Source organism: Streptomyces sp. NPDC037288 (genome assembly GCF_055603265.1).
Window position 1 is genome coordinate 103,655 of the sequence record NZ_JBVJVY010000024.1, and the last position, 13,293, is coordinate 116,947.

A 13,293-nucleotide genomic window follows, 5' to 3' on the forward strand; every position below is an offset into this window, starting at 1 on the left:
GGCTGAGACACACGCGTTCATCCTGTCCACCGCACCCCGAGGAATCGCGAGCGATGAGCCCCGCCGAAGGCGACCGTGACCCCCAGCGCATCCTGATCGTCGACGACGAGCCGGCCGTGCGCGAGGCACTGCAGCGCAGCCTCGCGTTCGACGGGTACGACACGGAGGTGGCCGTCGACGGCGCGGACGCGCTGGAGAAGGCGACCGCCTACAAGCCCGACCTGGTCGTCCTGGACATCCAGATGCCGCGCATGGACGGTCTGACGGCGGCCCGCCGCATCCGCGGGGCCGGCGACACGACGCCCATCTTGATGCTGACGGCCCGGGACACGGTCGGCGACCGGGTGACCGGTCTGGACGCGGGCGCCGACGACTATCTGGTCAAACCCTTCGAGCTGGACGAGCTGTTCGCCCGTATCCGCGCGCTGCTGCGGCGCAGCTCGTACGCGGCGGCGGTGTCGGCTCAGGCCCAGGAGGACGAGGCGCTGGCCTTCGCGGACCTGCGGATGGACCTGGCGACCCGCGAGGTGACCCGGGGCGGCCGGCAGGTCGAACTGACCCGCACGGAGTTCACTCTGCTGGAGATGTTCATGGCGCATCCGCGCCAGGTACTGACCCGCGAGCAGATCCTGAAGGCGGTCTGGGGCTTCGACTTCGAACCGTCCTCCAACTCGCTCGACGTCTACGTCATGTACCTGCGCCGCAAGACCGAGGCCGGCGGCGAGCCGCGCCTCGTGCACACGGTGCGGGGCGTGGGATACGTCCTGCGCCAGGGCGGCGCCGAGTGAACAAGCTGGTACGGCGCTACCGCTCGCTCCCGATCCGGGCCCGGCTGGCGATGCTGGTCGCGGCGGCGGTGGCGTTCGCGGTGGCGGCGGTCTCGGTCACCTGCTGGTTCATCGTGCAGCGCAAACTGGACGTGCAGGTCGACAAGACCCTCGACAACTTCAACCAGCGGCTGTCCGAGGACCAGATCGCCGCGGTCCTGGCCACCTGTCCGAGGACCGCGGACCAGCCGCCGCCCAACGCGGTGCGTCCCACCTTCTACTACATGCAGGTGGTCAGGTCGGACGGCCGGGCCTGCGTGTTCAACTACTCCAAGGGATCGGTGACGCCCTCGGCGCAGGACGCGGAAGTGGCCGCGAAGGGGGACGTCCGCATCTACCACGACGCCAAGGACATCCACGGCAACGACGTACGGGTCAAGACCGTGCCCATACTGGTGGGAGGCCCCGGCCTCGTCCCCCAGCGCTACCCGGGCGTCGCCCTGATGGTCGCCGTCTCCCTCAAGGACACCCAGCGGACCCTCAACGACCTGGCACTCGTCCTGCTCCTCGTCTCCGGCATCGGGGTGATCGGCGCGGGAGCCGCGGGGCTCGTGGTGGCCCGTGCGGGTCTGCGCCCGGTCGACAAGCTCACCGAGGCCGTGGAGGAGGTGGCCCGGACCGAGGACCTGACGATCCGCATCCCGGTGGAGGACGACAGCGAGGACGAGGTCGCCCGGCTCTCCCGGTCCTTCAACTCGATGACCGCCTCGCTGGCCAGCTCCCGTGACCTCCAGCAGCAGCTGATCGCCGACGCCGGCCACGAACTCCGCACCCCGCTGACGTCGTTGCGCACGAACATCGAGCTCCTCACCCGCAGCGAGGAGACGGGCCGGCCGCTCCCGCCCGAGGACCGCAAGGCCCTGCTGGCCTCGGTGAAGGCGCAGATGACGGAACTGGCCGCGCTGATCGGTGACTTGCAGGAGCTGTCCCGCTCGGAGGGCCAGCGCGGCGAGCGCCTCCAGACGGTGGCGCTGCGCGACACCGTCGAGGCGGCCCTGCGCCGCGCCCGGCTGCGGGGACCGGAGCTGACGATCACGGCGGACCTGGAGCCCTGGTACGTCCGGGCGGAGCCCTCCGCGCTGGAGCGGGCGGTCGTCAACATCCTCGACAACGCGGTGAAGTTCAGCCCCGAGGGCGGCACGATCGAGGTGCGGCTGGGCGAGGGCGTACTGACCGTACGGGACCACGGCCCCGGCATCCCCGAGGACGAACTCCCCCACGTCTTCGACCGCTTCTGGCGCTCCCCCAGCGCCCGCGCCCTGCCCGGCTCGGGCCTCGGCCTGTCCATCGTGGCCCGCACGGTCCAGCAGGCGGGCGGCAAGGTCACCCTGACCCGGGCGAACGGCGGCGGCACGACGGCGACGGTACGCCTGCCGGGCGCACCGACACCTCCGCCGGAGACACCGGAGACACCCGGGAGGCCGGCCGGCTGAGCGGGCCTTCCGGGCGCGCCCGGTCGGCTCAGTCCGGCTTCGGCCGGGTGCGCAGGTGCTCGATCTGGGCGCGGCTGAGGTCGTTCGCGCGGCGCATGTGCCGGATGATCACCTGGAGTTCGGCATCGGTGTGGTCGTCGAAGATGGCCTGCCAGCCCTGCCGGAGGTCCCCCCACACAGCGGCGACCCGGGCGATGTGCTCCGGGACCGGGGTGACCAGGACGCGGCGGCGGTCCCGCCGGTCGGGGGTGCGCACGACATAGCCGCCGCGTTCGAGCCGGTCCACCAGGCGGGTGGCCGAGCCGGTGGTGAGACCGGTCATGTCGGCGATCTGGCGGACCGTGAGGGGTTGCGGCTCGGCCGTCAGCAGGCTCAGACACTGCACGTCCGTGGGGTGCAGGCCGAGGTGGTCGGCGACGGCCTGGTTGAACAGGACGTAGGCCGCCAGGTAGCGGCGCGATTCCGTGGACAGTTCCTCGTACAGCCGGTCCCGGCTCGGCTCCGTCATATCGCTCGCCTCCAAAATCGCTGCGCGGCGCAGCAACCGACTGCTATTCTCCTGCGTGACGCAGCTAATGCGCCACACAGTCATTCTATCCACTGGGGGACACCCATGCTCACCGTCGCCGTCACCGGCGCCACCGGCGCCCAGGGCGGGGCCACCGCCCGCGCCCTGCTGGCAGCCGGCCACCGCGTCCGCGCCCTGACCCGCCGCCCCGACGCACCGGCCGCCACCGCCCTGCGCACCCTCGGCGCCGAGATCCGCCGCGCCGACTTCGACGACCGCGCCTCCCTCGACGCGGCCCTCACCGGCGCCGACGCGCTCTTCGCGGTCACCACCCCGTTCGGCACCGACACCGACACCGAGGTCCGGCAGGGCCGGGCGCTGGTCGACGCCGCCTCCGCCGCCCGCCTCGGGCACGTCGTCCTCACCTCGGCCGCGCACGCCGACCGCGGCACCGGCATACCGCACTACGACAGCAAGTACGCGATCGAACGGCATCTGCGCGAGTCCGGGGTGCCCTGGACGGTGATCGCACCGGCCGCCTTCATGGACAACCACGCAGGCGGCTGGGCCCTCGAAGGGCTGCGCGAGAACACCTTCGGCTGGCCCATGCCCGCCGACCGGCCGATCACGCTCATCCCCTCCGCCGACATCGGCGCGTTCGCCGCCCTGGTCATGGACCGCCGCGACGAGTTCTCCGGCAGTCGCATCGACATCGCCTCCGACACCTGTACGCCCGCACAGATCGCGGACGTCCTCGCCACCGCCACCGGCCGCCCGGTCACCCACCACGAGGTGCCCCTGCAGTACGTCCGGGCCCACTCCACCGACCTGGCGGCCATGTTCGAGTACTTCAACACCCACGGTCTGGATGTCGACGTCGCCGGCCTGCGGCGCTCCTGCCCCGAGGTGGGCTGGCACACCTTCGCGCAGTGGGCGTCCGCACAGGACTGGCCGCGGCTGCTGACCGACCCCGCCCTCGGAGGAACCCCCGCATGAAACCCGTCGGCTACTGGCTCAACCGCACCGACAAGGCCCTGACCCACGCCATGAACGCCACGCTGACGGAGTTCGGCCTCACCCGTGTCGACTGGCAGGTGCTCAACGTCCTCCGCGACACACCCCGGGCCGGCGACTCCGACGTCCTGTCGGCCCTCGCCGTCAACGCCGACGTCCCCACGCTGAAGGCGTCCGTCGACGCCGTACTCACCGGCGGCTGGGCGACCCGCACCGCCCGGGACCGGCTCACCCTCACCCCGGACGGCCGGCGCCGGCTGGCCGCCGTCGCCGAGCGGGTCGACGCGTTCCGCGACCGGTGCATGACCGGAATCTCGCCCGACGAGTACCGCACCGCCGTCCGGGTCCTGGAACGCATGGCCACCAACGCGGAGGACGTCACCGCGGAGGACGGCAACCTTTCGCCCGGCCGGTGACGACTGCCCGGCGGTCACCCCCGGGAGAAGGTCAGCCCCGCATGCCGCAGCACCGCGGTACGGCCAAGCCCCGCCACCGCAGGGGCCGCACGGCGCTCGGGTCCGGCCGGCCGCTCGCGCTCACCGCCACCGCCGCCCTCGCCTACGGCCTCCTGGGCACCGGCACCGGCACCGGCACCGGCACCGGCACCGAGCAGCGGGCTCCAGTGGCAAGGTGTTGCCGATGTGGGCGGTGTGCAGGAGGTCAAGGACCGACTGGAGGCCGCCTTTCTCGCGCCGCTGCGCAACCCCGAGTTGAGGAAGCCGTACGGCCCCGGGATGCGGGAAGAGTTCATCGCGCGGGCCGTCGCCGGGGAGCCGGGCGCCGCCTTCCCGTCCGTGTCGGTCGACGACGTGCTCGACACGTGGGCCGGCAACTGCGAACGCAACATGCACGAGGTCTTCCAGACCACCTAGCCGGAAAAGGGCAATTCCGGTGAGACCTCAATCAATGAGTCACCTGCCGTACCCTCTACCCATGAGCAGCGACGACACCGTACGGGCCTTCCCCGCCCGCTCCATCGAGACCCATTCCGCGCTCACTCCGGACCAGGCCGAGGCCGTGCTGGCCCTGCTCGCCGAGGCCGCCCGGGTCGACGGACAGCAGCCGGTGTCCGAGCAGGGGCGGCTGCAGCTGCGCGGAGGTGCCCGCGAGGGCGTCTCGCATCTGCTGCTGACCGTCGGCGGCGAACTCGTCGGCTACGCCCAGCTGGAGGACACCGACCCGGTGGAGGCACCGGCCGCCGAACTCGTCGTACACCCCACGCACCGCGGGCACGGGCACGGCCGGGCGCTCGGCTCGGCGCTGCTCGCCGCCTCCGGCAAGCGGCTGCGGGTCTGGGCGCACGGCGGGCACTCCGCCGCCCGGCATCTCGCCCAGGTGCTCGGCCTGACCCTGTTCCGCGAACTGCGCCAGATGCGGCGGCCGTTGACCGATCTGGCGCTGCCCGGACCGGTACTGCCGGAGGGCGTGACCGTGCGCGCCTTCGTGCCCGGCAAGGACGACGCCGCCTGGCTCGACGTCAACGCCGCCGCCTTCGCCCACCACCCCGAGCAGGGCTCGCTGACCCAGCGGGACCTCGACGACCGCAAGTCCCAGCCGTGGTTCGACCCGGCCGGGTTCTTCCTCGCCGAGCGGCGCGGGGAGTTGATCGGCTTCCACTGGACCAAGGTGCACGCCGAGGAGGGGCTCGGCGAGGTGTACGTCCTCGGCGTGCGGCCCGGCGAGCAGGGCGGCGGGCTCGGCAAGGCCCTCACCACGATCGGCCTGCGCCACCTGGCCGACCAGCAGCTGCCGACCGCGATGCTCTACGTCGACGCCGACAACCAGGCGGCGGTGTCGGTGTACGAGCGGCTGGGGTTCAGCACGTACGAGACGGACCTGATGTACCGCACGGAGACCTGAGCACCGGCCGCCGGCACACCTGATCACCGTCGGGCTACGGGCGACCGCGGGCCGTAGCCGGCGGCGACCGGCTCCCGGCCCGCACCGGCGAGGGGCACCGGAACGTCACATTCGCGATCATGACGCCCGGGAGCCGCCCTGCGCTATCCCGCACGTCATGTCGCCGTAACCATCGATTCAGCCAGGCTTGCGACGCTCGGCCAATGAAGCCCGCCGTGCCAGAGCCTTCGCCGCCCCCCGGGGGGCCCGCGGTGAACGGGACCGTGACGCTCCCTCCCGCACGTTCCGACGCGCCCGTCTCGCCCATGGCGCGGAAGAATGGGTTCATGAGTCAGCAAGACACCCAGGCAGCCGAGGTCCAGCACGTCCAGCCCTCCGTGGGCTCCATCGCCGCGCACCGCCCGCACACGGTGTCCGCGACCGTCTCCGATCTGGAACCCGACCTCGATGCCGACCTCGACGCATACGAAGAGTCGCAGGTCGACGGCGCACCGTTGCCGCAGGGCCGGTTCCTCGACCGTGAACGCAGCTGGCTCGCCTTCAACGAGCGCGTCCTGGAACTGGCCGAGGACCCGAACACGCCCCTGCTGGAGCGCGCGAACTTCCTGGCGATCTTCGCCAGCAACCTGGACGAGTTCTTCATGGTCCGGGTGGCAGGGCTGAAGCGCCGCATCGCCACCGGTGTGGCGACGCGCTCCGCCTCCGGCCTGCAGCCGCGCGAGGTGCTGGAGATGATCTGGGCCCGCTCGCGCGAGCTCATGGCCCGGCACGCCGCCTGCTACCACGAGGACGTCGCCCCCGCACTCGCGGACGAGGGCATCCACCTGGTCCGCTGGAACGAGCTTGCCGAGAAGGAGCAGGCCCGCCTCTTCACGCTCTTCCGCCACCAGATCTTCCCGGTCCTCACCCCGCTGGCCGTGGACCCCGCGCACCCGTTCCCGTACATCTCCGGCCTGTCCCTGAACCTGGCCGTCGTCGTGCGCAACCCGGTCAGCGGCCACAAGCACTTCGCCCGCGTGAAGGTGCCGCCGCTGCTGTCCCGCTTCCTGGAGGCCGCCCCGGGCCGGTACGTCCCGCTGGAGGACGTCATCGCCGCCCACCTGGAGGAGCTGTTCCCGGGTATGGAGGTGCTGGAGCACCACGCCTTCCGGCTGACCCGGAACGAGGACCTGGAGGTCGAGGAGGACGACGCCGAGAACCTCCTCCAGGCCCTGGAGAAGGAGCTCATGCGGCGCCGCTTCGGCCCGCCGGTGCGCCTGGAGGTCGAGGAGTCCATCGACCGCGAGGTGCTGGACCTGCTGGTCCGCGAGCTGAAGATCAGCGAGGCCGAGGTGTACCCGCTCCCCGGCCCCCTGGACCTCACCGGCCTCTTCCGCATCCACAGCCTCGACCGGCCCGAGCTGAAGTACCCGAAGTTCATCGCCGGCACCCACCGGGACCTCGCCGAGGTCGAGTCGGCGTCCGCGCCCGACATCTTCGCGGCCCTGCGCACCCGGGACGTACTGCTGCACCACCCGTACGACAGCTTCTCCACCTCGGTGCAGGCCTTCCTGGAGCAGGCGGCGGCCGACCCCGACGTCCTCGCGATCAAGCAGACCCTGTACCGCACCTCCGGCGACTCCCCGATAGTCGACGCGCTCATCGACGCCGCCGAGTCCGGCAAACAGGTCCTCGTCCTGGTCGAGATCAAGGCCCGCTTCGACGAGCACGCCAACATCAAATGGGCGCGCAAGCTGGAGGAGGCCGGCTGCCACGTCGTCTACGGCCTGGTCGGCCTGAAGACGCACTGCAAGCTGTCCTTGGTGGTCCGCCAGGAGGGCGAGACCCTGCGCCGCTACAGCCACGTCGGCACCGGCAACTACCACCCGAAGACGGCGCGCCTGTACGAGGACCTCGGCCTGCTTACGGCCGACCCGCAGGTCGGCGCGGACCTCTCCGACCTGTTCAACCGCCTGTCGGGCTACTCCCGCCGCGAGACCTACCGCCGCCTGCTGGTGGCCCCCAAGTCCCTGCGGGACGGTCTGATCTCGCGGATCGACAAGGAAGTCCAGCACCACCGCGCGGGCCGTCCGGCCTTCGTCCGCATCAAGGTCAACTCCATAGTCGACGAGGCGGTCATCGACGCCCTCTACCGCGCGTCCGAGGCGGGCGTGCCGGTGGACGTGTGGGTGCGCGGCATCTGCGCGATCCGCCCCGGCGTCACCGGCCTGTCCGACAACATCCGGGTCCGCTCGGTCCTCGGCCGCTTCCTGGAGCACTCCCGCGTGTTCGCCTTCGGCAACGGCGGCGAACCCGAGGTGTGGATCGGCAGCGCCGACATGATGCACCGCAACCTCGACCGCCGGATAGAGGCCCTGGTGCGGGTCGTCGACCCCGCCCACCGCGCAGCCCTCAACCGGCTGCTGGACACCGGCATGTCCGACACGACCGTCTCCTGGCACCTCGGCCCGGACGGCGAGTGGACGCGACGCGCGACCGACGCGGACGGCCAACCCCTGCGCAACGTCCAGGAGATGCTCATAGACGCCCGGAGGCGCCGGCGTGGCACAGCAACACCTTGACCCGACGGACCCCACGGCCGAGGTGGTGACCGGGGACGCCCTGGCGGCGTACCTGCGCGCCCAGGCCACGGAGTTCCTCCGCGCCCTGCGCCTGCACCGCGAGACGGGAGGCAACACGGCGAACGGCACGGAGGAACCCGTCGACGCGGCACGCCTGCTGCGCCGCTCGGCCCGCCGGGTCAGCGGCAGCCTGCACACCTTCCGCCCCCTCCTCGACCCCGACTGGTCCGAGGAGATGCGACCCGAACTGGCGTGGCTGTCGGGCACGTTGGGCCTGGAGCACGCATACGAGTCCCGCCTGGAACGGCTGCTCCTGGCATTGCACCGCCTGTCGGGGGTGACGGCGCTCCCGGCCCAGGCGGTCGATGCGGCAGCCGTCGTGGCTGCCGGCAGTCGTGCCGCCGGGGCGGCGCCCGCGCCACTGAAAGCGGCACCTGCCGACGCCAGTGGCCCGGCCAACCGGACGACCACCGCAGAACGCGGCAGCCTGACCGTCGGCGCGGCGAAGGCCGGCGCCCTGCTGGAACGCCAGCTGACGCTGGCCCGGACCCGAGCCCACTCCACGGCGCTGCAAGCCCTCGGCTCCTCCCGCTTCCACGCCGTCGCCGACAAGGTCGCCGTACTCGCCAGCGAGGTCCCCCTCACCGCCACCGCCCCCACCACCGGCCTGCGCCCCCTGGCAGCCGCCGCGGAGGAACGGCTGACAGACGCCATCACCGCGCTCCCCCTGGTCACCGCGGGCCACCCGTACAACGCGGAGGCCCTCGTCCACGGCCTGTCCCCGGACCCGTCCCCCCACCCGCAGGACGGCCCCTGGCACCAGGTCCGCCTGCTGCTGCGCCTGCACCGGTACGCCCGGGAGGTGCTGCACGGGGGCAACGCGCCGGTGGACGTACGGCTGTTGGCGGCGGGGCAGGCGCTGAACCGGCACCGGGACGCCTCGGAGGCGGCAGCGGCGGCGGCCCAGGCCGCCCGTACCCCCCGTATCGCCCCGGCGACGGCGTACGCGCTCGGCGTGCTCCACGCCGACCAGCGGCACGAGGTGGAGGCCGCCAGGTTCGCCTTCCAGCAGGCCTGGCAGAAGCAGACCGTCAGCGCACCCTGAGGCCCACGTGGCCTGCGCCAGGTCAGGCCACGGCGTCGCCGGTGGGTCCGGACGCGAAGGCCAGGATGTGCGGGACGGCTTCGCGCAGGCTCGCGAAGTGGCAGTGCACGCCCTCCACCGGGGCGGGGGCGTTCACGCCCCACACCGTCATACCGGCACGCAGCCCGGACCGCACTCCGGACGCGGCGTCCTCGATGACCAGGCAGTCTCCCGGCTCCGCACCCAGTCGCGCAGCGGCCTGCAGGTACGGAACGGGAGACGGCTTGCCCTCCGCGACAGCGGCTGCGTCGACGATCAGGCCGGGCACCGGCAGGCCCGTCCGCAGGAAACGGCCGCGCACCCGGTGCTCGTAGTTCGAGGTCACCAGAGCCCAGGACCCCGGCGGCAGGCCGCACAGCACCTCTGCCGCACCGTCGAAGGCCGTGTAGAGGCCGGACCGGACGTCGTCGTCCTCCAGCTCGTGCAGCGTGGCCAGGCACTCACGCGGATCGTGGCACGCAGCGACCTGGGCGAAGGTTTCGACGGGTCTGGTCCGCAGAGCCACCCCGTAGACCTCGTCCGGGTCCAGTCCGTAGTGCTCCGCCCACGCTCGCCACACCCGGCGCTGGTTGTCCAGGGCGTCGATCAGCGTGCCGTCGACATCGAACAGGACGTACCTCGTCCGGCCGGGCTGCGCTGTTTCGCTGGTCACGCCTCGATCATGCCAGCACAAGGGAGTTGACGTCCGAGGCGTAGCCGGGTCTCCGGACGCCCTGGATCGACCAGCGCCTCGCCCGACCTACCCGCGCTCGATGGCTGCGAGGGCCGGGGAGATCAGTTCCCTGTCCCGTTCGTAGGTCAGACGTGCGCGGGCTTCATCCGGCGACAGCCAGAGCAGCTCGCTCACTTCGGCGGTGGGCTCGAAGGTCCCGCCCGTCGACTCCGCGCACCAGTACTCGACTTCCTTCTGCCGGCCCCGGTGGTCGGTGTAGCGGGAAGACGGCAGGCCGGCTCCGAGCCGGCAGGTGTGCCCGGTCTCTTCCTGTACTTCTCGCAGGGCGGCAGCGCGGGCCGTCTCGCCCTTCTCGATCTTCCCTTTCGGCCAGGACCAGTCCGACCACCTGGGCCTGAAGATCAGGGCCAGTTCGACGGTGCCGGAGGATGAGCGGCGCCAGAGCACACAGCCGGCCGCACGAACCGGTGAGGTACGTCCCATGGGTCCATGTTGCCCGGTTCCAGGGCCGCGCCCGGCCAGGAGCAGCACGGTGCGCCCTCCTCGCGAACGGCCGCCCGAAGCCGGTGCGTTGCGGGGCGGCCGGGACGGTTTCCGGCCACTTCATCCCCTGGGCCCAAGGGCGGGATGCGGCGGTCACAGGTCCGCCAGGTGGCCCTCCGCGTCGGTGCGGGCCTGGCTGCGGGCCCTGCGGGCGGGGCCGCGCCAGCCGCAGCTGCAGCGGGCCACGCAGAAGCGGCCCTGTTCGGTCGTCGTGACGAGGTGTTCCTGCCCGGACCGGGCGTGTTCCGGCCCGTCCTGCCGTACCGCGGTGACTGTCACCCCGACAACGTTACCCACCCGTGCGCAAAGGGTTCGCACGGCTGTCCCCGCGCCCGGCCCGCGCGTGACGGCGCCTCCTACCCGTCGTTATCCGGACGACAGGGGGCCCGTGACGGACGTACCGGCTGGGGGTAGGCAGGCGATGGATCGGCGGCAGCAAAGGAACGCGGGCAGGACGTTCGTCGCGGTCGGCATCATGCTCGGCCTCGGGGCTGGTGCCACGGGCTGTTCCGGCACCGGGGCCGCCGCCGAGGACGTCAGGGGCGGGGGCGACCCGGTCGCCGTTCTGCACCGGAGCGCCGACACACTGAGCGGCGCGGGCAGTTCCAAGGCCACCACGTCCATGGAGATGGCCGCGGGCGGCACCCGCGTCACCATCCGCGGCAAGGGCGTCTACGACTTCCACAGCCGGCTCGGCCGGCTCACGGTCGTCCTGCCCGAGGACCCGTCGGGCACCGCCGAGCACCAGCCGATCACGGAACTCCTCGCTCCCGGCGCCCTGTTCATGAAGAACCGGGGTGCGGGTGTGCCGGCCGACAAGTGGGTGCGGGTCGACACCGCCACGCTGTCCGACGGGAACCTCGTCACCGGCGGCGCGACCGACCCGTACGCGGCGGCCGAGGTGCTGCGCGGGACGCGGACGGCGACCTACGTCGGCAGGACCGAGGTCGGCGGCACAGCCGTACGGCACTACCGGGGCACGGCCGACCTGCGCAGCGCGGCCCGCCTGGCCTCCGCCGACTACCGGCAGCCGCTGGCCGCGGCGGCGAAAGGGTTCGCCACCACCCGGGTTCCGTTCGACGCCTATCTGGACGACCAGGGCCGCATCCGCAAGCTCAGACAGCACTTCAGCTTCGTCAACAGCCGGCAGAAGATCCCGGTGGCGGTCGCCTCGACGACGCTGCTGTACGACTTCGGCGCCCCCGCCGGCGTACGGCTGCCACGCTCGGCGGACATCTACGCGGGCCGCATCGCCGAGGGCGGCAACTAGTCCGTCCCATCACCCCGTAAGTAGCCCGTCCGTGCCATGCGCGGCGTGTAGAGGGCTGCCTACTCTAGGAATTCGGTGACGGCAGGGAAGAGGTGAGGCGGGTGGCTCCGGTCGGCGGTACGGCGGTGCAGGACCATGTGGCCCTCGCCGAGATCGAGCTGTGCGGAGAGCTGATCATCGCGGCCTCCGCGGCCGAGGACCGGCTCAGCCTGGAGAGCATCGACGAGGTGCTGCGGGTCGCCGAGGAGAAGGAAGCCTGAGGACCCAGGCGTGAGCCGGGTGGGACCCGGGTCGGCTCAGGTGCGCAGCAGACGGCCGATCGCCTTCGTCGCCTCGTCCACCTTCGCGTCGATCTCGTCGCCCCCCTTGAGGGCCGCGTCCGCGACACAGTGCCGCAGATGCTCCTCCAGCAGCTGCAGCGCGAAGGACTGCAGTGCCTTGGTGGAGGCCGAGACCTGGGTGAGTATGTCGATGCAGTACGTGTCCTCGTCGACCATGCGCTGCAGGCCGCGGATCTGGCCCTCGATCCGGCGCAGCCGCTTGAGGTGCTCGTCCTTCTGCTTGTGGTAGCCGTGCGTGGCGCCGGCCTCGGTCGTCGTCATCGCTGGGCCTCCCTCTCGGACGAACGGCGGATCCCACGGATCCCGCGGATCAAGTGGATACATACCCCTACTGGGTATATGGTAACGAATTCCGCGGGGTAGGAGGGCCTTGGTACGCCCCCGTGCTGATCACTCTGCCCGATGGGCGACACTGGGATGCGGCCCGATAGCCGTGGCCGGATGATGCGCCTAGCATCAGCCTGACCGAAACCGAAGCACCGCGAGGACCCCAAGTGCGCTTTCGTCTGACCCCCAGGGAGACGAGCTTCTACGACATGTTCGCCGCATCCGCGGACAACATCGTCACGGGCTCGAAGCTCCTGATGGAACTGCTCGGGGCGGACGCACCTGCCCGAGCCGAGATCGCAGAGCGTATGCGGGCCGCGGAACACGCGGGTGACGACGCCACGCACGCGATCTTCCACCAGCTGAACTCCTCGTTCATCACGCCGTTCGACCGCGAGGACATCTACGCCCTCGCCGGGTCCCTCGACGACATCATGGACTTCATGGAGGAGGCCGTCGACCTGGTCGTCCTCTACAACGTCGAGGAACTGCCGAAGGGCGTCGAGCAGCAGATCGAGGTGCTGGCCCGGGCCGCCGAGCTGACGGCGGAGGCGATGCCCAACCTGCGCACGATGGACAACCTCACCGAGTACTGGATCGAGGTGAACCGCCTGGAGAACCAGGCGGACCAGATCCACCGCAAGCTTCTCGCGCACCTCTTCAACGGCAAGTACGACGCGATCGAGGTGCTCAAGCTCAAGCAGATCGTGGACGTCCTGGAAGAGGCGGCGGACGCGTTCGAGCACGTGGCGAACACGGTGGAGACCATCGCCGTCAAGGAGTCCTGAGGCG

General features: G+C 71.6%; 16 protein-coding genes. 11 read left to right on the forward strand and 5 right to left on the reverse strand.

Annotation, left to right across the window (positions count from 1 at the left end):
• The first annotated feature begins 53 nt into the window (after window positions 1–53).
• Window positions 54–788, forward strand: coding sequence for a response regulator transcription factor (locus tag ACZ7GZ_RS25610; RefSeq protein ID WP_471027657.1), 735 nt, complete (start codon window positions 54–56; stop codon window positions 786–788).
• Window positions 785–2,260, forward strand: coding sequence for a HAMP domain-containing sensor histidine kinase (locus tag ACZ7GZ_RS25615; RefSeq protein WP_471027659.1), 1,476 nt, complete (start codon window positions 785–787; stop codon window positions 2,258–2,260). The genes ACZ7GZ_RS25610 and ACZ7GZ_RS25615 overlap by 4 nt, the downstream gene beginning before the upstream one ends.
• A 28-nt stretch (window positions 2,261–2,288) precedes the next feature.
• Here ACZ7GZ_RS25615 and ACZ7GZ_RS25620 read toward each other — a convergent pair whose 3' ends face one another.
• Window positions 2,289–2,768 (reverse strand): MarR family winged helix-turn-helix transcriptional regulator, encoded by a 480-nt coding sequence (locus ACZ7GZ_RS25620; RefSeq protein WP_471027660.1) that lies wholly within the window; start codon window positions 2,766–2,768, stop codon window positions 2,289–2,291.
• Between the two features lie 105 nt (window positions 2,769–2,873).
• Here ACZ7GZ_RS25620 and ACZ7GZ_RS25625 point away from each other — a divergent pair, with 105 nt between their 5' ends.
• The 6 genes from ACZ7GZ_RS25625 to ACZ7GZ_RS25650 all read left to right on the forward strand — a co-directional run bounded on the left by ACZ7GZ_RS25625 (window position 2,874) and on the right by ACZ7GZ_RS25650 (window position 9,308).
• Window positions 2,874–3,764 carry an NmrA/HSCARG family protein gene (locus ACZ7GZ_RS25625; RefSeq protein WP_471027662.1) on the forward strand — a complete coding sequence of 297 codons (891 nt, stop codon included), beginning with the start codon at window positions 2,874–2,876 and terminating at the stop codon, window positions 3,762–3,764.
• The gene (locus ACZ7GZ_RS25630; RefSeq protein ID WP_471027663.1) at window positions 3,761–4,198 is read left to right on the forward strand and encodes a MarR family winged helix-turn-helix transcriptional regulator; all 438 of its coding nucleotides are present in this window, start codon (window positions 3,761–3,763) and stop codon (window positions 4,196–4,198) included. Before ACZ7GZ_RS25625 ends, ACZ7GZ_RS25630 begins: the two co-directional genes overlap by 4 nt.
• Before the next feature lie 225 nt (window positions 4,199–4,423).
• The gene (locus ACZ7GZ_RS25635) at window positions 4,424–4,654 is read left to right on the forward strand and encodes a hypothetical protein (RefSeq protein ID WP_471027665.1); all 231 of its coding nucleotides are present in this window, start codon (window positions 4,424–4,426) and stop codon (window positions 4,652–4,654) included.
• Window positions 4,655–4,715: 61 nt separating this feature from the next.
• Complete coding sequence (mshD, locus tag ACZ7GZ_RS25640; protein ID WP_471027666.1) at window positions 4,716–5,642, forward strand: mycothiol synthase; 927 nt, start codon at window positions 4,716–4,718, stop codon at window positions 5,640–5,642.
• Window positions 5,643–5,845: 203 nt separating this feature from the next.
• Window positions 5,846–8,203 (forward strand): RNA degradosome polyphosphate kinase, encoded by a 2,358-nt coding sequence (locus ACZ7GZ_RS25645; protein ID WP_471027667.1) that lies wholly within the window; start codon window positions 5,846–5,848, stop codon window positions 8,201–8,203.
• Window positions 8,184–9,308: a CHAD domain-containing protein gene (locus tag ACZ7GZ_RS25650; RefSeq protein WP_471027668.1), complete on the forward strand. Its 1,125-nt coding sequence runs from the start codon at window positions 8,184–8,186 to the stop codon at window positions 9,306–9,308. The genes ACZ7GZ_RS25645 and ACZ7GZ_RS25650 overlap by 20 nt, the downstream gene beginning before the upstream one ends.
• Window positions 9,309–9,330: 22 nt before the next feature.
• On the opposite strand, the gene ACZ7GZ_RS25655 is transcribed toward ACZ7GZ_RS25650, so the two are convergent.
• The 3 genes from ACZ7GZ_RS25655 to ACZ7GZ_RS25665 form a co-directional block, all read right to left on the reverse strand.
• Entirely contained in the window at window positions 9,331–9,999 is a 669-nt protein-coding gene (locus ACZ7GZ_RS25655; protein WP_471027669.1) for an HAD family hydrolase, read from the reverse strand.
• An 87-nt stretch (window positions 10,000–10,086) separates the two neighbouring features.
• Entirely contained in the window at window positions 10,087–10,503 is a 417-nt protein-coding gene (locus ACZ7GZ_RS25660) for an NUDIX hydrolase (RefSeq protein WP_471027670.1), read from the reverse strand.
• Between the two features lie 153 nt (window positions 10,504–10,656).
• Window positions 10,657–10,842, reverse strand: a complete 186-nt coding sequence (locus ACZ7GZ_RS25665; RefSeq protein WP_471027671.1) for a hypothetical protein — start codon at window positions 10,840–10,842, stop codon at window positions 10,657–10,659.
• Between the two features lie 142 nt (window positions 10,843–10,984).
• On the opposite strand from ACZ7GZ_RS25665, the gene ACZ7GZ_RS25670 reads away from it, so the two are divergent.
• Entirely contained in the window at window positions 10,985–11,833 is an 849-nt protein-coding gene (locus tag ACZ7GZ_RS25670) for an SCO4651 family lipoprotein (protein ID WP_471027672.1), read from the forward strand.
• 101 nt (window positions 11,834–11,934) lie between these two features.
• Window positions 11,935–12,093, forward strand: coding sequence for a hypothetical protein (locus ACZ7GZ_RS25675; RefSeq protein ID WP_471027701.1), 159 nt, complete (start codon window positions 11,935–11,937; stop codon window positions 12,091–12,093).
• Window positions 12,094–12,129: 36 nt separating this feature from the next.
• Here ACZ7GZ_RS25675 and ACZ7GZ_RS25680 read toward each other — a convergent pair whose 3' ends face one another.
• Window positions 12,130–12,435 (reverse strand): metal-sensitive transcriptional regulator, encoded by a 306-nt coding sequence (locus tag ACZ7GZ_RS25680; protein WP_020940900.1) that lies wholly within the window; start codon window positions 12,433–12,435, stop codon window positions 12,130–12,132.
• Window positions 12,436–12,668: 233 nt separating this feature from the next.
• Here ACZ7GZ_RS25680 and ACZ7GZ_RS25685 point away from each other — a divergent pair, with 233 nt between their 5' ends.
• Window positions 12,669–13,289 (forward strand): DUF47 domain-containing protein, encoded by a 621-nt coding sequence (locus ACZ7GZ_RS25685; RefSeq protein WP_031173265.1) that lies wholly within the window; start codon window positions 12,669–12,671, stop codon window positions 13,287–13,289.
• The last annotated feature ends 4 nt before the right edge of the window (window positions 13,290–13,293 follow it).